The sequence below is a fragment of the Methanomassiliicoccales archaeon genome, assembly GCA_038740345.1.
GTDB lineage: Archaea > Thermoplasmatota > Thermoplasmata > Methanomassiliicoccales > UBA472 > JAJRAN01.
Genome location: JAVYMA010000005.1, coordinates 53561 through 72346 on the forward strand (window position 1 = coordinate 53561; position 18786 = coordinate 72346).

The window sequence follows — 18786 nt, forward strand, 5'->3', positions numbered from 1 at the left end:
AGACCGAAAAAGAAAGAATGGTCAGAGTGATCAATAATTCTTAACAATACCTAGCTATCGAACTTTAAAAAGATTAGGGACGGAGCCTTAAATTTTGAAAAAAAAGTTGCGATTCAACAGCCTGTGGCCTCGATAGAGGTAGAACGCTATCATCTTTCCTAGAGAATCTGAGATAAACAAATCGCGGGTCCACTGCGAGGTGAGAGGAAACGTCCCATCCATAATGCGCTAGAGCCCCAAAGGGATTCATGAGGCTTAATTGACATTTCTAGCTCTGCGCACTGGCTCCAAATGATTAATATCCCTTTGTAGCCTTTTTAAGGGCGTGGATGGGAAAGTAGGGGATATGGAGGGGACAGAGGTTCTAATCTCCCGGCTCAAGGTATACCAGGACAGGCTCTTGCATACTGATTGGCGTAACCGATCCATATTCCTGAGGCGAATAGACAAGAAATTCGTTTTGGATCTTGGAAGGCTGTGGAATGGGGACGTCAAGAAAGCAGATGATTGCTTGAGGAAGGCTTTGAGGACCCATTCCGAAATCCAACTGGTCAAGGATTCGGACCGGAGCGAATGGGCTGACCAAGTACGCGCCAACTGCTCCGCCCTGGATAGGACGGCAAGAACTATAGAAGAGGAGATGGGGCTTAGCGACCTCTATCTTGGATTCCCTTTCCTGGCGGGGAGGCCTTGTCCCGAGGGTTATGTGCGCGCCCCGCTGCTCCTTTTCCCGGTGAGGCTGGAAAGGGTACGTTCCGAAGGGATACCCGGTTGGTATCTCACCTTCCAAGATGAGGAGCCTATTCTTAACCGAGCTCTCCTGGCAGCATTGAGGAGGCTGTGCGGCATATCTCTACCAGATGATCTGCAGGAGCGAGCTTTGGATTTAATAGAGACTTCCCCCAAAGATGGACTTCCAGATTATCTAGTGGAGCGTTTCCAGGCCTTACTATCACCCTACCTTAAGCTAGAGCCAGCAATACCAATGGACAAAGTGCCACTGCTAAATGATCTGACAACTAGCGACCTCGATGGTTTTGATAAGGTGGAGCTAGCCTTGGTACCTTTTGCGGCGGTCGGTATCTTCCCTCAAGGCTCTACTGCCATTTACCAGGATTACGAGCGCCTCCTCGAGCGCGTGCAGAAAGGAGAGACAGATCTCGGATTCTTGGATGATCTCTTGGAAGTCCATCATCTACGCGCTACCCCTCCCTCCATACCAAATGTGGACATAGATTCCACCCCGGATAGAGAGCTTAATAATATTCTCCCCTCGGACTCGAGTCAAGATCAAGTGTTGCTAGAAGCACAGAGGGCTGAAGCAGTGGTGGTGAGGGGGCCACCGGGGACAGGAAAGTCCCAAGTCATAACCAATCTCATCGCCAATGCCCTGGCGAAGGATCAGAAAGTGCTAGTAGTGTGCCAGAAGCGGGCCGCTTTGGATGTGGTGCACCAGAGATTGGGTAGGGTGGGGCTCTCGGATGTGGCGGTAGTGCTGCACGACTCCCGTGCAGATAGGGCGAAGATGTACGCCATGCTCTCCCAGAGACTGAACGGAGACCCTCCTCTGCGGGATGAGGGACTAGAGAGAAGATTCGCGCAGGTCAGCTCGGAGATCGACTATGTGGTTCAGGAGTTGAATGCCTTGGTCAAGCCTTTATGGAAGGAGATGCCTAATGGCGTTCGTCCGAGGGAGCTCTATCTCAGGGCTGCGCCTAGTTATGTGCCGAGGATGAACCTTGGTTCTCTTCCCTACCGTCTCACCGCCTCTGAGCTTGATTCCCTAATAGCCAAGCTGCCTGAACTGCAATTAGGTTTTTGGCGCTTCGACCGTGCACCATATCCATGGCAAGCTAGGATTCCCTTTTCCCAGTTCGAGCTCAAGGAGCGTTTCGAAATTGATGCGGCCCTGCTGCGCGCTATCTCTTTCTGCCTGCAGGAGACTTTGGTCATCGGTGATCCACAGAAGCAAAGCGAGGCGCTTAGCCTTATGAATGATTACTTTTCTTTGGAGGGAAAGTTCCTACATCAAATCCGTCCTAGATGGCGGTCCTCTCTCAAGCTGCTCAGTTCACTCCGAAATCAGTTCCCCAGCGATCCCAGGGTAAATGACGCTCAGCGCACGAGGGATGCGCTTTCCCTAGGGCTGGAATTGATGCAATCCGTGCAAGATTTAGGGCGGTGGCTCAGTCCCAGAGGATTAAAAGAGCTTTTGGACATGGCTTCGCAGCCTGGCATCTTGCGAGAAAGGCTGGAGGCGATGCGCAGCGCACTCAAAGATTTCGATGCCATGAAAGAGCATGATAGGCGCGTGGCTTCGCTGAGCCCTAAGGAGCGCGAGGCCTATGATCTTTGTTCGGCTCAACTCCCGGCGGATGGTGAGCCTTGGAAGCTCGTCCTGGAGCAGGAGATGCTGCTTTCCTGGATATCCGAGTTCGAGAGGACACATCCTCTTCTGTCAGGCGACCCCCTCTCTCGTTATCGAGGCCTGAGCGCTAGATTGGCAGAACTTCTGGAAGAAAGAAGAGAGCTTTTACGCCGTTGGCTTGCTTGGAAGGCCCTCGATTCCTGCAGAAGGAGGCGCCTGCCTCCGGGAGAGCATCATCCCAACAAAAGACCGGAGACAGAATGGAACAGACTGTTGGACGAGTTGAACAAGAAACGAAGAGTAAAGTCTGTACGCCAGCTAATGGAGCTATATCCCTTCCAGCTCATGACCGCAGCCCCTGTATGGCTGGTCAGCCCGGAGGTGGTTTCCGAGGTATTCCCCTTACAGAAGGGGCTCTTCGATCTGGTTATATTCGACGAGTCTAGCCAGCTGGCAGTAGAAAGGGCCTTACCGTCCATATACCGAGGGAAGAGAGTGGTCATAGCTGGTGATGAGAAGCAGCTTCGTCCATTCGACCTCTTCCGCAGCCAGGACGAGGAGGAGCTAGACGAAGTCACCGAGGCCGAGAGCCTGCTGATGCTCGCCATGCGGAATGTCTCTCCTCGCTACCTGAGTTGGCACTATCGATCTAAGTTCCAGGAGCTGATAGATTTCAGCAATTACGCCTTCTATGAAGGGAATCTCCAGATAGCGGCCAATGTGCAGCGACTCTTCGAGCGCGCCCCCATTGAATTTGTCAAGGTGGAGGGAAGATGGGAGGATAGGAGGAATAAGGTTGAGGCGGAGAAGGTGGTGGATCTGATATACAACCTTCTCTCTGAAGGGGAGCGAAAGGGCAGGATTCCCTCTATAGGCGTGATAACGTTCAACGAACGGCAACGCGATCTGATAGAAGATGTGATAGAAAGCAGAAGGATTACTGACAAAGAGTTCGACAGGCTTTTCGCCCTCTCCTCCTCACCCTCCCGGAACCTGGACGATAGGCCGTTCGTTAAGAACATCGAGAACGTGCAGGGCGATGAGAGGGATGTAGTAATCTTCTCCGTGGCCTATGCCAAAGACTCATCTGGAAAGTTGAGGGTGCAATTCGGACCCCTCAATCTGGAGGGGGGTGAGAACAGATTAAACGTGGCGATAACGAGAGCTAGAGTGAAGGTGATAATGGTCGCCTCCTTCGACCCCGCAGAACTACCGGTGGAAGAGGTCAAGAACCTCGGCCCCAAGCGTCTAAAAGACTATCTCCTCTATGCCCAGGCGGTCTCCCGAATGGATAGGGAGGAGATGAAAGATGTACTGAAACGTGTGGGGACCTTTAAGTCCGAGGGAGCTCCTGAAGAGCGTGCACCCCTGAGCCTTGAGAGCATGATCAAGACCGCCTTGGAAGCCCAAGGACTGTTGGTGGAGGAAAGAGTAGGGTTCTCCGGATACAAGGTGGACCTAGCTGTAGTGCACCCAAAAGACCCTTCGCGCTATATCCTAGGGATTGAGGGGGATGGGTGGTCCTTCCAAAGCGCCAAGAGCGCCAGGGAGAGAGACGTGGTCAGGCCCAAATATCTCATTGAGAGAGGGTGGAATCTAGAGAGGGTATGGTCCAGGTATTGGTGGAGAGATAGAGAAGGCGAGGTTCACCGCCTAATAAGAAGGATAGATGCGCTCTGCAAAGAAGTTGAATTCACTGCAAAAAGGCCCTTAGAGCCATAGAGAAATTTGCGAGTGTGGAAGGTGCTTCATCATTGGGGCTTGTATCCGACCTCAATGATGGAGAAGGGATGTATAATTGCTCAAGGAGACAGGTGACTTGAGGTTCGCCCGGATGTGGAGGGGATCTAAAACTCTTTTAACATGTCAAGGTGGACAGCGGAGAAATTAGCGAAATATAATTCCCTTTGAGTGCACACCAAGGATTTTTCTAAAAATCTTTTTATAAGACGTCAGACATTTATCAGACAGTGATGGGATGCTGGAATCGTTTTTTCTCCCTTCGGCAGCATGGTTGATATTAGGTGTGGTGATAGCGGTCCTGATCTTTCTGAATCAGAAGAAGAACGGCGAGAAGGGCTTGCTTTGGCCCCTCTTAGGCTTTCTCCTAGGCCTGATCGGCCTCTTGCTTTGGTATTTATTGGTCGTGCGTAAAAGAAAGACAAAAGCAACTCAGTACCCTGCCAGGCCATCATATGGCGCACCCAATTATAAATTCGAGAAGAAAGAGGAGTCCGCAACGAAGACCGAGCAGGAAGCCAAGAAAGTCGTGCATCAAACCGAGGGGGCACCGCGTTGTCCCTCCTGCGGCGCAGCCATCTCCTTGCACGACTTAAAGTGCCCTGGCTGCGGCAAGGCCCTGAGGTGACACTCCAGCAGAGAGTTGGCCCACGGGGAGAGCAACAGCCTGAGAATTTGGTGTAGCTCAGGCCCTGATTTCGTGAGCGGAGCTGCTTTTCTTTCCTATCTCTTTCACGAATTTGCGTAGTGGGTAGGGCTCAAAGATATGGCAAGCGAACGTAATTGGTCTGTAATAGAGTTTTAATGTAAAAACAGGCCTTTGCCCTCTTTCGTTTGGATAACATGTGCTTCTTAACTGTGCCATCCTTTATCTTTACGTTTCTGACCCACTAATATAGCCAGAGACTTTATGTTCGTCTCCCGTCATAGCCTCAACGATGCTACGCGAGGGCGAAATCATCTACCTTCTGGACGATAAGGGCAGGAGGCATTTCCTCACTCTATCCAAAGATATGGTGAAAATTCCAGGTCTTGGTGTCATAGACGGCTCTAAGTTGGTTGGTGCGCCTGAGGGGTCCATGCTCAGGCTGGGAGACAAGATATTTCATGCACTCCGTCCTGGAGCCAACGAATTGATGGAGTCGTTGGAGAGGGGGCCGCAGGTCATCACTCCCAAGGACGCCGCCGCCATTGTTTTCCGTCTCGACCTGAAGCCAGGTGATGTAGTCCTTGAATCAGGTGTGGGCTCTGGCTCGCTTACCACCGCCTTACTGAACGCGGTAGGGTCCGAAGGACTCGTGATCTCAGTGGAGATGAGAAGTGAGTTCGCGGCCAAGGCGCGCAAGAACGTTTCTCGCTCTCCCTTCGTCAAAGCCTGGGACCTGCGCATCGGAAACATCAACGAAATCAGATTGGAAAAGGAGCTGGATGCAGTCGCCCTAGACGTTCCAGAGCCCTGGTCGGCCCTCAGTAACCTAGAAACGTTCCTGCGTCCTGGAGGAAGATTCTGTGCTTTCGTGCCTAACGTCAATCAATTAGAGCAGACGGTTTTATCCTTGCGTCGCAGAGGCTACTTGGAAGTGGAGGCCCTGGAAATCATGCAAAGACGTATGGAGGTGCACCCTGGAGGAGTGCGGCCTGCTTTCGAGAGCCTCGGTCATACCGGTTATCTCATCTTTGCTCGTCGGGCCTTGAGTGTAGGCAAAGGATAAGTATATCTCAGAGCGTCCTATCGCCGAATGAGCTGGGAATTCGCCATCACAGCCTTTGCTGCCATCTTCGCTATCGTCAATCCCATAGGCAACATTCCATTCTTCGTCACTGTTACTGAGGGTTACACCAAAGAGGAGAAGCATAGGGTTATCGTCAAGATATGCATAGTCATGCTCGCTGTCCTCTTCGCCTTCGGCATCTTCGGTCAATACATCTTCATGCTTTACGGCATAACCATTCCCATGTTCAAGATAGCAGGAGGTCTGCTGCTCTTCTCCGTGGCCTTCGCCATGATGAGAGGGGAGCGCTCCCGAGCCAAGATCACCGAGGACGAGCGGCAGGAAGCGTTGGCTAAGGAGGAAATAGGTGTGGTTCCATTAGGGATACCTCTGTTCGCTGGCCCGGGTGCCATTACCACCGTCATGATCTACATCTCCTACGCCATGGATTCCCCCGACATGATCTTTGATCTGGCCTCGGTGTTCATCTCTATCTTGGCGACCGCAGCCATTAGCTATGTCCTTCTCATCTACTCTCAACCCATCTTCGAACGCATGGGCCGAGGGGGGGCAGCCGCCTTCGGTCGCATCATGGGCCTATTGCTGGCCGCAGTGGCGGTGGGATTTATCATGAACGGGGTCTTCGATGCCGTCACGCTGTACATCGAGAGGGCGCCTTGGACATGAGAACTCCAACAACGGCCAACTGTTAAGTATGGCAGGTGAGATTCCACGACGGGTGCGTCATTGGTAGTCGCTGAGATCAGGATAGAGCTTAAGCATGGCGTGGCTGACCCTGAGGGACAGAACACCAGGAAGGCCTTGGAACTTCTGGGTTTCAAGGATGTGAAAGGTGTGAGGACAGTGAAAGTCTTCGAAATCGATATCGAGGCTTCCCCTGAGAGGGCGGTCCTGGAATGCGAAGAGATGTGCCGCAAGCTATTGGCGAATCCAGTCATACAGAAATACAAAATCACAATCAAGTGATCAACATGTCGATCGATCATTTGATGAGCAGAAGGCCACTCCCCTTCGAACTCTTCGACATCGATATCCTCGCTGCTAGCGATGCCCAGCTCCTTGAAATTTCCTTGAGATTGGGACTCAACCTTTCATTGGAAGAAATGAGGACAGTGCAGAGGTATTTCGCCCAGAGGATGCGCAGGCCCACGGATGTGGAGCTGCAGTCGATAGGGCAGGCGTGGAGCGAGCACTGCTGCTACAAATCATCCAAGAAATTTTTGCGCGAACACATATTCGGCCTCTCGCACCCAGACATTATCGCCAAGGGCGATGCAGGAGTCATGTCCTTCAATGAAGAATATGCCTATGCGCTCCGTATCGAATCGCATAATCACCCCTCAGCCATAGAGCCGTATGGTGGTGCTGCCACAGGCATCGGGGGTATCGTGCGCGACGTACTCTGCATGGGGGCTCAGCCCATAGCCCTCATCGATCCCTTATTCTTCGGACCTCCTGACTATTCGGGCGAGGTCCCGGCGGGGGTGAAGCATCCTAAATATCTTTTTGGAGGAGTGGTCGCGGGCATACGCGACTACGGGAATAGGATTGGTGTGCCCACGGTGGCTGGCGGCGTTTGGTTCGATGAGAAGTATGTGGGCAACTGCCTTGTTAACGTGGGTTGTGTTGGCATTGTAAAGAAGAGCGATGTGGTGCGCAACTCCGTGCGGGGAATAGGTGACGTGCTAATATTGGTCGGGGGTAGGACTGGTAGGGATGGGATACATGGAGTGACCTTCGCTTCGGCCGAGCTGCACGAGAAGTCAGAAGAGGAATCAAGGGGAGCGGTTCAACTGGGCGATCCGATAATGAAAGAACCTCTTATCCACGCCTGTCTGGAGGTCAATTCCAAGAAGCTGATCCATGGGATGAAGGATCTAGGAGGGGGAGGGCTCTCCTGCGTAGTAGGCGAGATGGCCTTGGCCGGGGGATGTGGAGCCGAGGTACAGTTGGACAAAGTACCATTGAAGGAAGAAGGACTGGCACCCTGGGAGATATGGGTATCAGAGTCGCAGGAGAGGATGATGCTAGCTGCCCCGGAGAAAAATGTTAAGCGCATCTTGGAAGTCTTTGAACTATGGGACGTCCCGGCTACGGTCATTGGCAGGGTCATCAAGGAGCAAGTGGTGCGACTCACATTCGAGGGAGTGAAGGTCTTCGAATTGGAGCTGGACTTCCTTACCAAAGGGCCTGAGTACTGCAGGCCTATGCGCATCCAGCCCATGCCATCCGCCGTGGAGGAGGAGTTTCCAGAGCTTCCCCGCGATATGACCGATGTGCTTTTGCGCCTTCTGTCAGACCCCAACATAGCTTCGAAGGAATGGGTGATCCGTTTCTACGACCATGAAGTACGCGGAAACACAGTCATAAAGCCTCTACAAGGCAAATTGGGCATGCGCGGGCCCGGCGATGCCACGGTGATAAAGCCTTTGGATGATTCCTATCGTGGATTGGCCATAGCCGTGGGAGTCAACCCCTGGTTCACCTCCCTTGACCCCTACAAAGGAGGCATGGCCTCAGTAGACGAGGCTTGCCGCAACATCGCCGCCGTGGGCGGGGCTCCTCATTCCCTCACGGATTGCCTGAACTTCGGGAATCCAGAAAAGCCCGAGAGGTTGGGCGAGTTCCGCGAGGCTGTGCGAGGGATAGGGGACTTGGCTGCAACACTTGGCCTTGCCTGTCCCTCCGGCAACGTGAGCTTCTATAATGAGACTGCAAAGGGGGCGTGTCTCCCTACCGCCACGATATTGGGTGTGGGTATAGTGAGCGATATCCGCAAATGCGTTACCACGGACCTTAAGCAAGAAGGAGACCCCATTTACCTGGTGGGCGAGACCAGGCATGAAATGGCAGGCAGCGCCCTTTATCGACTTTATGGGGGTCGGGGTGGACGAGTGCCAGACGTATCCCCAAGCGCTCTCTCTTTATCCCTTTCCTGCCTGCATGAATGCATCGCCCGCCGTCTAGTAAGGGCTTGTCATGATGTGTCGGATGGTGGTTTGGCGGTGGCCCTGGCGGAAATGTGCATCGCAGGCGACGTGGGCGTGAATGCCGACCTCTCCTCAATGGATAAATTGCCTTCGCCAGTGAAGCTGTTCTCTGAATCCAACTCCCGTTGGCTGGTGGAAGTGGCAAGAGAGAAAGAAAGTGAGTGGCTGGCATGCATGCGGGCTCCCCTCTGCAGGATAGGTACGGTGGGCGGGGAGATGCTTGTGATAGAGGACAAGGACGTCCTAGTAGATGTGGAGATAAAGGAGTTGAGGAGGGCTTGGTCGGAGCCATTGTGGAAGGTGATGGGATGAGACAGGTGAGAGTTTGCGTTCTTCGCATAGAGGGCACGAACTGCGAGGACGAGACGGCTCGAGCCTTCAGAGAGGTTGGGGGGGCACCAGAGATGGTGCATCTCAAGCAATTGCTGCACCAGTGCCCCAAGGATATGGAAAGGGACCTAGAGGATTATGACATCCTAGCCCTTCCAGGAGGATTCTCCGCCGGCGATTACGTCAGGGCAGGAGCGATCTTCGCGGCGCGCCTTCGCTCGGCCCTTTCTCACCAGCTCAAGGATTTCGTGCGATCGGGAAGGCCAGTGATAGGCATATGCAACGGCTTCCAAATACTAGTGGAATTGGGTCTGCTGCCCGCCATAGAAACGGCCATGAGTACGGAGCCTGAGGCCGCTCTGTACGTAAACGATTCCGCTAGGTTCGAATGCATACCCACGCTGCTTAAACATGAGAACGACGGTAGTTGCGTGTTCACCCGCACCATTCCAAAAGGGAAGGTAGTCATGTTCCCCAGTGCCCATATGGAGGGGAAGCTTATGTTGCCACAAGGGAAGGAGGGGGGGGTGCTGGAAAAGCTAGAGGAGAGAGGGCAGATAGTCTTCCGTTACGTGGACCCTCAAGGTCGGTATGCCGGCTATCCTTGGTCCCCCAACGGCTCCGTTTCCTCCATCGCTGGCTTGTGCAACCGTGAAGGTAATGTACTAGGCCTGATGCCTCACCCCGAGAGGGCGTTCTACCGCTACACCCATCCCGACTGGACTCGTACTCCCACGGACCCATCAGGAGAGGGGGATGGCAGGGCCATATTCCAATCCGCCGTGGCGTATTCGCGCTCCCTGAGCAGGTGATCAGCGGAGGGGGATGCGAACCTCAACCTCGTCTCCATCCTTGAGCCCTAGAGTTCGCCTGAGATGATACTTGCATAATATCTCTATAACATCCTCATAATGCGAACGGGTAGGCACCACTATCGCGCACTCGATGTTCTGCAGCATGGCCATGTAGCAGATAACGTCCCCGAAGGTCCTCCCGTCGCGCTCGAAGCCTTTTATCCTTATCCCTTGGGAATCACGCAGGGAATCTAAATGATGAAGGTCTTCCTGCCTCACTCGCAGATTCAAAGTGCCCTCGTAGGGCTTGAAACCCAAAAGCTCCTGGAACTGCTCTGAATATCCTTCCAAGGTGACATAGTATTGACCCTCTCCCATACCCGTGACCACCTTGCCTCTGATGAGGATATGATCCCGGGTCTCGAAAATTCTCTGAAATTCCAAGTACTCTCGCCTCAGGGCTTCCAAACCTTTCTGCGTGATCTTGATTCGCTGACGACGGGCCCCTAGATCTCGTACAATCCATCCCTGAGCCAAGAGTTCTAGAATTCGCTTGGAGGCTGACTGTTGGCTTATGCCTAAGGCCTCACCTAATTCTCTGGAGGAGAGGGAGATGTAATCACGCGCTCCTCCCATGAGCGCGATCCTGCGTAGGGCCACAATCGACCGCCAATCGCTTTCCTCCATCATAGTTCCTACCTCTCCGTGTAATCCGCTATTGATATTTGACAAGTATAAATTGAATGTGGCTTTCTTTCGTTACCTTAAGCTGTAAGCCTCAGGGGGCAGAGACCTTAATCCCCCGAGAAACACCTCGCTTATTTATGATGGACAATACCCTTGAGGATGAACTTTGAAATGGGTTTTCCCTTACCAATCGATGACAGGGAAAATTTCGTATCGCTTCCAGTGAGGACTCGATTCCTTTTTTAACCGGCCGCCAAATAGACGCAGTCATGAGCGCCAAGGACCGGCATGTCATCGAGGCCATGGGGAAGACCGTAGTGGTGATAGAGAATGGTAAGGTAATTCAGGTAGGCAAGCCATCCTTATCCTACTGCCCCCTTTTCATGAAACATAGAGGTATCAGGGAGATAACGCCTGAGATTGTGAAGCAGAATGTGGAATTCAGGATCCAAGACTTCGGCATGTGCACCCCCGCCAGGAAGCTGCGCATGCGCGACTTCCTCACCTATGGAGTCTCAGAGCTACTGGCCATGGCCGTCAGCATTAAGATGCTTGATTGCGCGGTGCTGGTGGCCGACGGGGCCGGCACGGTGGTGGTCACCGATCCTGAGCTAATACAGGGGATCGGGGGGAGGATTTCAGGCATCATCGAGACCACTCCCATAGCAGAGGTGGTGGAAACTATAGGCAGGGAGAATGTGTTGGCGCCCGAGGAAGGCAGGATAGATCAATTCGAAGGCGCTCATCTTGCCTTCTCCAAAGGATACCGCAATGTGGGCGTGACCTTGGCCAAGGCTCAGGAAGCACGCATGCTGCGCGACGGCTTCGGCTCCTCTCTCATGCTGTTTGCTGTACACACCACAGGTGTGGACCAAAGAGATGCTCGCACATTCTTCGAGACCTGCGATATCGTGACCGCCTGCGCTTCCAGGTGGGTCAGGGAGGAAGCTAAGGGTCGCGCCCTGCTTCAGGTTGGCAACAAGGTGCCGATATACGCGGCCAGCGAAAAAGGCAAGAAGCTGCTTCAGGCCAGGATAGAGCAGCTGGGAGGAAGGAGAGAAGAAGGGGCTGAGGACCCTCCTCGCCCTCTTGTTTGAACGCACTCCTTACCCTCACCTTAGTCAATAATCCCCATCGAAGGCCAGGTGATTGCCTGAGCGAAGAAATATTGTCCTCATCCCCAGCTTACGCAACCTGGAACGTATCAAAGCGTCATTGGTGACTACGAAAGCCTCCAAACGACGCGCTGCCTCTATCACTCCCTCATCTCCCTGCTCCTTGGTCTCGGCTATAGGATATTTGCGCGCCAATGATAAGGCAGCAGAAGCGTGCTTGCTACTAGACCTCTTCAGCTCACCTATCACGCAACCAGGCACATAGGCCTGAAAATCCCCTAGGAGCCGCCTCAATTCAAAATCTATGTTAATGTGGAACTCAAAGGGCATGAGGAGCGCATTAGTATCAAACACCACCTTTTGCATACTACCTCATTGCACGATGCCATATCCTATCAGGCGCCACTTGCCTTGAATCTTGCGCGAGACGGCTACGCGCTGAGCCTTTTCCGCGCAAACCGGGATCTTCAGCGAAACCTCAGACTCATCCCCTCTAGCCGAGGTTACCACCCCGACCGTGGTTGCCGTGCCTACCGAGAGCATCAGGGGCTCATTGGTCTTGATGCTCTCCACCGCCAGGTCTTGAGCTGTTCCTACCACCCTGTCCAGCAGCTTGGTCTTCATCACGAACTTATGCATCACGGGAGGGAGTGTACCAGGCTTCCCAACCACCCTTCCTGTGAGGCCGTCAGATTTGGTGAGGGAGGGATCCAACTTGGTGCCGATGGCAATCAGCCCGCCAGGTTTGGCCACCTCTAATTCCATTTCCCCTGCGTGCAACGATTCCACGGTAGTGGTGATCTTTTCCCAGATCACTTCCCTGCCTTGCTCCACCTTGCGGCCTGGAGCGATCTCAATCTCATCCCCCACCTCTAGCTTCCCTTGGATAAGGGAGCCTCCTAACACACCCCCCTTCAAAGACGAGACGTCGCTTCCTGGTATGTTAATGTCGAAACTTCGCGCCACATACATGCGCGCTGGTTTCTTGATATCCAACTTGGGGGTGGGAATGACCTTCTCGATGGTCTCGATCAATTTATCAATATTTACGTTGTGATTAGCTGAAACAGGAATTATAGGGGCTTTCTCCGCCACTGTCCCCTTAACGAATTCCTTTATCTGACGGTAATTCTCTAAGGCTTCTTCCTTGGTCACGATGTCGATCTTGTTTTGTACGATGATTATCTTATCCACACCGATTATAGTCAAGGCCATCAAATGCTCTTTGGTCTGGGGCTGAGGACACTCCTCGTTTGCCGCCACAAGTAAGAGCGCGCCATTCATCATGGCCGCTCCGGATAACATGGTGGCCATCAGTGTCTCGTGGCCAGGTGCGTCCACGAAGCTGACCGCCCTGAGGAACTCAGCCTTTCCTCCGCACTCACCGCAGGTGGGTTGGTTGGTGTAAGCCTTCGAACCCTCGCATGAAGGGCATTTGTAGAAGCTCACATCCGCATATCCCAATCGGATGGAGATGCCTCTTTTGATCTCCTCGGAATGACGGTCGGTCCATTCCCCGCTCAGCGCTTTGGTCAATGTGGTCTTGCCGTGGTCCACATGACCGATCATCCCGATGTTGACCTCAGGCTGGCGGATGTCGTTCATCACTTCTTCTTCTCCTCGACCTTAATGAGCTCCTCAAGGGCCTTAGGGCCATATTGAGTGATCTTCATATTCAGCTGGGCTACCTCGGGAGAGATGGTATTCCCCCGCAATGACTTACGCATCCTGAGTCCTTTCTCTCTGCTGCGGAAACCAATACCCCTCGTTATCAGAACCCTGCGCCTTTTTACGCCTGGAAGGTCACGTCTCATGGGGAATCCTTCCTTATCACTTCCCCCCGTGATGGCCAGCTTATATCCAGGTAAGCCCACGAAGATACCGTCCACTACCTCTCCGATCCTTTTCCCGATCAAAGAGTTGGCATGATGACCTGTGACTGATACCTGATAGGACCTGCCCGTCTTCACATCGTTGATGACGGCCTTGAACTCGACCATATCAAACACCTTGAGTGAACCGCCTTAATGTTGTTCTTCTTAAATAACTATTGGTGGTCTTGCGATGCAAGGCGAAGCCCGAACTGGGATGTGGATACGAAGACATTCGTAAAAGTCTAAGAAAACAAATGACAAAGATGTGATAAATCAGTTAGGTTTAAGCACTCTGCCGAGCCTCATTATATTGGGGGTTTAGAATGTTAATGGCGAGGAGATGCGCTTTGGCACTGGTTCTGGGAGCGCTTCTGATCATTTCTTTCGCTCCCTCCGTCAGTGCTGGGGTGATATATGATTCAGGGCTGAGGAAAATCGATGCTGGGGATTATTATATAGTGAAGGGGTTTAAAGCCCTTGATGATGCTGGCATGAGCTATTCGATGAGCGTGCAGTACGGTCCTAATATTGACATCCTCCTTTTAGAGTCGGAACAATTCGAAGCGTACAAGCGCGGAGACTCCTTCTCTTATATGCCTATGAGCCGTCTAAATGTGCGTGTCAGCGGCTTTGTAGAATCCAATCCTGGGGAATTGGTGAGCGGGAGAGTGTACTACCTGCTGATCGACAATAGTGACAAGCCGGTAGGGGGAGCTTCTCCCTCCAATCCTGAGGATGAGGTCATGGTAGATTTCGAGATGGGCGGCGGAAATGTAGAGAGCGTGGCAGTTGGCTCTAACTTTATGCTGCTCTTCGTGCTCATTGGGGCAGGAGTTATAGTGGTAGTCATCGTTGTTCTTTTCTTTATCTTCAAGGGTGTCAAGACGAAGGGAGGTATGACAAAGGGATATCCGACGGGACAGAAGTTCTGCCCAAGATGCGGGACAGTAGCGCCACCTGAATATTCCTTTTGCCCTAAATGTGGCAATCGCCTCTGAATGAATAGAGAATAGAAATGCAACTCAGGGCACTACAGGTGCCAGGGGCAATGCGGAGCGATGCTAGCAGAGGCTGATTAGGACAAATTATATGCTAGCGCCAGGGCCTTACTCTCAAGGGATGCCCTGGTGAGAGCTTCCGTTTACCTTATTGTTTTCTTTACCTTCATCCTCGTCTTTAGCACCTTGACATCATCAACCCAAGGGTTCAACGCCGCGCCCATTAAAACATCTATGGAAGGGACGATTACTATCGCCCCAGGCAAGTTCATGATTCTATTGCATTTTACCTCATCTGATGAAGGAATGATGACATACTCTTTTTTTGAGACCAAAGGAAGACCGCTGGACATCATGTTAATCGATGAAAAACGATACCATGCCTTGCGCGCCGGAGCCAATGTGACGTGCATGCCTGGTTCGACTCTAAACGCACCTTCGGCAGAAGTTATGCTCTCGGGATTCGAACCAAGCGTCCAATACTATCTGCTAGCTGATAACTCCGTTAGTCCGTATGGAGGGGCTATTCCCACTGAAGCAGTGGAGATCAGTTATCGATTAGAGTTGCAAGGGATTCAGTTGATTGAGAAGTCCCAGGCTCCTTGGGCAATCCCTTACATGTTGTCCGGCATGGTAGTGCTCATAATAGTGGTGTCATTCTTTGTGATCAGGCACAGAAGTGGAAAGGAAATTAATGAGCCTGCTAGCACCAGCCTAGAGATGCGATACTGCCCTAGTTGCGGTGCTGCCATGGCCATGTTCGAGCACGAGTGTAAGCGGTGTGGAAAAAGATCGTGAAGCAAATCGTGATCACCAAAGCCCATAGTTGAAATGAAGGGCTTTGATTCCCATGTTCTCATTGAAAATTGCCCCAAATGGTTTTCTCCCTATCAGGCTAGTAAAAGTTGAAGCGTCCCGGTCGATGGAATAGTTGGCATGTTTGAAGTCGTAGGTCTATCAGGCTAGTAAAAGTTGAAGCGTCCCCCCATTCCTTTACAAAGCCCGCTCCTCCATCATTCCTTCACCCTTACTTATGTCTCAAAATCGAGCCTTTACGAGGTTAAGAGGAGTGCTCCGCTAGCACTCGCACTTAATGGCTGCAGATGAGAGTCGATTCTTAACCTTTATAAGTTCACATACCCCAGAACTTATCCTTCTTACGCTTAATCTCGATGAGTTCTTCCAGCACCATCCTTTCATCGACGTTGAGATCGTAATCCGATATGCTGTGCACCTCGCTCTCCTGAATGTCGACCCAAAGTGCATCCTCTACATCGATCTGCCTTCCCACCGTGGGCCCCTCGATAGCGATCGCAACCTCCTGACCTGCTACCGCTTCTTTCAAGGCCTCTTCGCCGCTGCGGATAGAGCGGATCCTCCCCACCTCGTTGCCCTCCTTATCCACCAAAGTCTGGCCCGTCCGAATCCTTCCGCCCAAGACTCTGACTCCAACTATGGCAGGCTTGCTCACGCGGAAAACGCAGTTAGGAAGGATGCGTATCTTGCCTGGGAAGGACGTAAGGCTGCGCTTGGCTTCCTCTGCCTTGCGCTTCTCCTCCGCGACCCATGCCTTGTAATCATCGATGAGGCCATAGACGACATCATTTAGGAATACCTTTACTGGAAAGTTTGGAAGCGCCTCCTTGGCGTCAGGCAGCATTTGCACGTTGAAAGCCAATATGGCTCTATGCAGCGGATCGTTATACGCAGAGACCTCGATTATGTCGCGTCTTGATACGTCCCCGACCTCGAATTTCCTTATAGGTATCTCCGCCCTGGCGGCCTCGAATGCCAGAGCCTCCAATGAACCCAACGCGTCAGCCTTGATATATACCCCCGCATCGGCTGTCTGGATGTTTACCTTGGTCTCCTGGGCGATCTCCTCAAGGATCTTGCTGCGGTTGCCCTTTATCGCTCTTAAGGGAGCTCCAGCCACCACGCCATCAAGGGTTTGGCAAAGAAGCTTGACCCCAGCCGCGGCATGTATCTGATCCACGGAATCGAACTTATCACGAGGATCGCGAATCTCGTCCAAAGGACGTGGCTTCAAGATTGCCTTCACTTTAGTTATCAAGGGATTCGCGCTCGTCCCAAGCGCTACCTGATCTCCTTTGGACAAAGTGCCAGAATAGATTATCACATCTATGGTGGGGCCTAGTCCTTTCTCCTCCTTCACCTCTAGAATCGTGCCCTTAGCTGGGCCTTCCTCAGTCGCCAGCCTCGCTTCCAAGAATTTTTGAGCCAGGCCGATGAGGACTAAAAGCAGATCGGGGACTCCCTCCCCCGTTTTGGCGCTGACCGGTATCAAAGCCACATTCTTCGTGAAGTCCTCGATGCGATCATAGCGATCAGTGGAAAACCCTTCCAAAGAGAAGCGCTCGATGACTTTGTACATCTTCTCCTCGAAGGCGGCCATAGCTTCCTCCGTCTGCTTGCGCATGTTGAGGACGAAGGGCGCTCCCTTCTCTGATCTCCATCCTTGCACCAGATCTATCTTGTTGAGGGCGATTACGAAGGGGGTACGATACTTGCGCAAGATATTCATCGATTCTATGGTCTGAGGCTTTAGACCCTCATTGATATCCACTACCAGCACGGCTAAGTCGGCTAGGGAACCTCCTCTGGCACGTAGAGTGGTGAAGGCGTGATGACCAGGAGTGTCGATGAATAGCAACCCTGGTACACTGAACTTTCTGTTCCCGATGAGGGGGCCGCAGACCTTTTGAATGTGTTCCAGAGGGACCTCAGTAGCGCCGATGTGCTGCGTTATGAATCCTGCCTCTCCCTTCCAGACAGCCGTTCCCCTGATATAATCAAGTAAGCTGGTCTTGCCATGATCAACATGGCCCAGCACGCTGACTATTGGCTGCCTGATGGTCATGTGCGTGGGATTAGGAATGCCTATTATAATCTTTCCTAAAAGGATTCCAGCTATTCATGGCTGAAAGCTATTAGGGGGTCAATATTATTACGAAAGAGGGGAAGGCATCATTCACAAGAAGAAAGTTCTGGATCTCGAGAGCCTTAATCATTAATGATTTTTGTAGGGTACTCATATCGAAGATCTACGAACCTGAGCGCAAACTTTGCCCAACGAGGTGGAGTTGTGAGCGCTCATATTCCAACCCCTGAAGGAACCATATGCCCTTATTTCGCTGGCTCGAGTGGATGCACTTATAGATCCATACAGAGAAGGGATATCACGGCCCTGCTGATGTAACGGGCTGGGCATTCGCAGGATAGAAGGAAAAAGAAGCGAAAGGATTTGCTATCACTCGAAGAGCCAAGGATCGATGGACCTCTTCCAATCTACCAGCTCATACTCATTAAAGAAGAGCTGTATCTCCCGCTTAGCGGATTCCACTGAATCCGAGCCGTGCACGAGATTGCGGCCAGTCTGCTGAGCATAATCACCTCGAATAGTGCCATAAGCAGCATCCTGAGGATTGGTCTTGCCCATTAGTTCCCTGACCGATTTAACGGCATTCTCGCCTTCCCAGACCATGCAAAGGACCGGGCCTGAGGTAATGTAATCGATGAGTCCTGGGAAGAAGCTCTTGCCTTTATGCTCGCCATAGTGCCTCTCCGCTAGCTCTCGGGGGATGCGCATGAATTTCATAGCTATTGGCTTGAGGCCTTTGCGTTCCAGCCTCTGCACTATTTCTCCAATGAGCCCTCGCTGCACCGCGTCCGGCTTGAGCATAACATAGGTCCGCTCCAGCATGGCCATCACTTCTTCTCGGCCTTAGACTTCTTTGCTTTAGGCGCCTCTGCCTCGGCAGCTTGTTCCTGTACCGCCTTTCCAGCGGCCTCGGCAGCCTCAGCCTGGGTGGCCTCTGCTTTGCTTTCAGGGCTCTCTGCTCCAGACGCGGTTTCAGTATACTTGGGCTCAGCCTCCCTGGCAGCCTTCCTATCCGCCCTGACCTTCCTGGCTTCTCCCGCCTCTGGGGCGTGCATGCGCACCTCTTTCTCCCTGGCATAGGCACGTGTCCAAGTGACGGTGCGTGGGACGCGGTTCATGTCGATCATGTTCTTGGAGCACTTGTTGGTGCAAAAGAGATAGACGGTGCCGTCCTTTTTGACATACATCTTGCCCGTGCCGGGCTCCATCTCCTTTCCACAGAACGAGCAGACTCTGAGCTCGACCATTTAGTATC

17 protein-coding genes are annotated in these 18786 nt (G+C 52.5%); 10 read left to right on the forward strand and 7 right to left on the reverse strand.

What is annotated here, in order from left to right; translation table 11 throughout:
- Nucleotides 1-325 precede the first annotated feature (325 nt).
- The 7 genes from QW520_02855 (at nucleotide 326) to purQ (ending at nucleotide 9973) form a co-directional block, all read left to right on the forward strand.
- On the forward strand, nucleotides 326-4090 hold the full coding sequence (locus tag QW520_02855; protein MEM0448743.1) for an AAA domain-containing protein: 3765 nt from the start codon (nucleotides 326-328) through the stop codon (nucleotides 4088-4090).
- Nucleotides 4091-4346: 256 nt separating this feature from the next.
- Nucleotides 4347-4736 carry a hypothetical protein gene (locus QW520_02860; protein ID MEM0448744.1) on the forward strand — a complete coding sequence of 130 codons (390 nt, stop codon included), beginning with the start codon at nucleotides 4347-4349 and terminating at the stop codon, nucleotides 4734-4736.
- Nucleotides 4737-5046: 310 nt separating this feature from the next.
- Nucleotides 5047-5820, forward strand: a complete 774-nt coding sequence (locus QW520_02865) for a tRNA (adenine-N1)-methyltransferase (protein ID MEM0448745.1) — start codon at nucleotides 5047-5049, stop codon at nucleotides 5818-5820.
- Nucleotides 5821-5847: 27 nt separating this feature from the next.
- Complete coding sequence (locus QW520_02870; protein ID MEM0448746.1) at nucleotides 5848-6507, forward strand: MarC family protein; 660 nt, start codon at nucleotides 5848-5850, stop codon at nucleotides 6505-6507.
- A 60-nt stretch (nucleotides 6508-6567) separates the two neighbouring features.
- Nucleotides 6568-6807 carry a phosphoribosylformylglycinamidine synthase subunit PurS gene (purS, locus tag QW520_02875; protein MEM0448747.1) on the forward strand — a complete coding sequence of 80 codons (240 nt, stop codon included), beginning with the start codon at nucleotides 6568-6570 and terminating at the stop codon, nucleotides 6805-6807.
- Between the two features lie 23 nt (nucleotides 6808-6830).
- Nucleotides 6831-9143, forward strand: a complete 2313-nt coding sequence (gene purL / locus QW520_02880) for a phosphoribosylformylglycinamidine synthase subunit PurL (GenBank protein MEM0448748.1) — start codon at nucleotides 6831-6833, stop codon at nucleotides 9141-9143.
- The gene (purQ, locus tag QW520_02885) at nucleotides 9110-9973 is read left to right on the forward strand and encodes a phosphoribosylformylglycinamidine synthase subunit PurQ (protein MEM0448749.1); all 864 of its coding nucleotides are present in this window, start codon (nucleotides 9110-9112) and stop codon (nucleotides 9971-9973) included. The genes purL and purQ overlap by 34 nt, the downstream gene beginning before the upstream one ends.
- Here the strand turns inward: purQ and QW520_02890 are convergent, their stop codons facing one another.
- Nucleotides 9974-10645: a DUF120 domain-containing protein gene (locus QW520_02890; protein MEM0448750.1), complete on the reverse strand. Its 672-nt coding sequence runs from the start codon at nucleotides 10643-10645 to the stop codon at nucleotides 9974-9976. It lies immediately after the preceding gene.
- Between the two features lie 266 nt (nucleotides 10646-10911).
- On the opposite strand from QW520_02890, the gene QW520_02895 reads away from it, so the two are divergent.
- Entirely contained in the window at nucleotides 10912-11739 is an 828-nt protein-coding gene (locus QW520_02895; protein MEM0448751.1) for a DUF2099 family protein, read from the forward strand.
- Between the two features lie 24 nt (nucleotides 11740-11763).
- On the opposite strand, the gene QW520_02900 is transcribed toward QW520_02895, so the two are convergent.
- From QW520_02900 to QW520_02910, 3 genes are read right to left on the reverse strand one after another with little or no spacing between them, the layout of a single operon-like run.
- The gene (locus tag QW520_02900; protein ID MEM0448752.1) at nucleotides 11764-12123 is read right to left on the reverse strand and encodes a twitching motility protein PilT; all 360 of its coding nucleotides are present in this window, start codon (nucleotides 12121-12123) and stop codon (nucleotides 11764-11766) included.
- Between the two features lie 6 nt (nucleotides 12124-12129).
- On the reverse strand, nucleotides 12130-13362 hold the full coding sequence (locus tag QW520_02905) for a translation initiation factor IF-2 subunit gamma (GenBank protein ID MEM0448753.1): 1233 nt from the start codon (nucleotides 13360-13362) through the stop codon (nucleotides 12130-12132).
- Complete coding sequence (locus QW520_02910) at nucleotides 13362-13757, reverse strand: 30S ribosomal protein S6e (protein ID MEM0448754.1); 396 nt, start codon at nucleotides 13755-13757, stop codon at nucleotides 13362-13364. Before QW520_02910 ends, QW520_02905 begins: the two co-directional genes overlap by 1 nt.
- 197 nt (nucleotides 13758-13954) lie before the next feature.
- Between QW520_02910 and QW520_02915 the strand changes: the two genes are divergently transcribed.
- Both QW520_02915 and QW520_02920 read left to right on the forward strand, forming a co-directional pair.
- Nucleotides 13955-14629: a hypothetical protein gene (locus tag QW520_02915; GenBank protein ID MEM0448755.1), complete on the forward strand. Its 675-nt coding sequence runs from the start codon at nucleotides 13955-13957 to the stop codon at nucleotides 14627-14629.
- A 129-nt stretch (nucleotides 14630-14758) separates the two neighbouring features.
- Complete coding sequence (locus QW520_02920) at nucleotides 14759-15427, forward strand: hypothetical protein (protein MEM0448756.1); 669 nt, start codon at nucleotides 14759-14761, stop codon at nucleotides 15425-15427.
- 334 nt (nucleotides 15428-15761) lie between these two features.
- On the opposite strand, the gene infB is transcribed toward QW520_02920, so the two are convergent.
- The 3 genes from infB to QW520_02935 form a co-directional block, all read right to left on the reverse strand.
- Nucleotides 15762-17510, reverse strand: a complete 1749-nt coding sequence (gene infB / locus QW520_02925; GenBank protein ID MEM0448757.1) for a translation initiation factor IF-2 — start codon at nucleotides 17508-17510, stop codon at nucleotides 15762-15764.
- A 390-nt stretch (nucleotides 17511-17900) separates the two neighbouring features.
- The gene (gene ndk, locus QW520_02930) at nucleotides 17901-18359 is read right to left on the reverse strand and encodes a nucleoside-diphosphate kinase (protein ID MEM0448758.1); all 459 of its coding nucleotides are present in this window, start codon (nucleotides 18357-18359) and stop codon (nucleotides 17901-17903) included.
- On the reverse strand, nucleotides 18359-18778 hold the full coding sequence (locus QW520_02935; protein MEM0448759.1) for a 50S ribosomal protein L24e: 420 nt from the start codon (nucleotides 18776-18778) through the stop codon (nucleotides 18359-18361). The genes ndk and QW520_02935 overlap by 1 nt, the downstream gene beginning before the upstream one ends.
- Between the last annotated feature and the right edge of the window lie 8 nt (nucleotides 18779-18786).

What these genes read in the sequence shown, in the direction of transcription:
- QW520_02890 (MEM0448750.1), bottom strand. Translation starts at nt 10,645, where the DNA reads ATGATGGAGGAAAGCGATTGGCGGTCGATTGTGGCCCTACGCAGGATC.
- QW520_02870 (MEM0448746.1), top strand. Translation starts at nt 5,848, where the DNA reads ATGAGCTGGGAATTCGCCATCACAGCCTTTGCTGCCATCTTCGCTATC.
- QW520_02915 (MEM0448755.1), top strand. Translation starts at nt 13,955, where the DNA reads ATGTTAATGGCGAGGAGATGCGCTTTGGCACTGGTTCTGGGAGCGCTT.
- QW520_02895 (MEM0448751.1), top strand. Translation starts at nt 10,912, where the DNA reads ATGAGCGCCAAGGACCGGCATGTCATCGAGGCCATGGGGAAGACCGTA.
- QW520_02865 (MEM0448745.1), top strand. Translation starts at nt 5,047, where the DNA reads ATGCTACGCGAGGGCGAAATCATCTACCTTCTGGACGATAAGGGCAGG.
- QW520_02905 (MEM0448753.1), bottom strand. Translation starts at nt 13,362, where the DNA reads ATGAACGACATCCGCCAGCCTGAGGTCAACATCGGGATGATCGGTCAT.
- ndk (MEM0448758.1), bottom strand. Translation starts at nt 18,359, where the DNA reads ATGGCCATGCTGGAGCGGACCTATGTTATGCTCAAGCCGGACGCGGTG.
- QW520_02860 (MEM0448744.1), top strand. Translation starts at nt 4,347, where the DNA reads ATGCTGGAATCGTTTTTTCTCCCTTCGGCAGCATGGTTGATATTAGGT.
- infB (MEM0448757.1), bottom strand. Translation starts at nt 17,510, where the DNA reads ATGACCATCAGGCAGCCAATAGTCAGCGTGCTGGGCCATGTTGATCAT.
- QW520_02910 (MEM0448754.1), bottom strand. Translation starts at nt 13,757, where the DNA reads ATGGTCGAGTTCAAGGCCGTCATCAACGATGTGAAGACGGGCAGGTCC.
- QW520_02935 (MEM0448759.1), bottom strand. Translation starts at nt 18,778, where the DNA reads ATGGTCGAGCTCAGAGTCTGCTCGTTCTGTGGAAAGGAGATGGAGCCC.
- purL (MEM0448748.1), top strand. Translation starts at nt 6,831, where the DNA reads ATGAGCAGAAGGCCACTCCCCTTCGAACTCTTCGACATCGATATCCTC.
- QW520_02900 (MEM0448752.1), bottom strand. Translation starts at nt 12,123, where the DNA reads ATGCAAAAGGTGGTGTTTGATACTAATGCGCTCCTCATGCCCTTTGAG.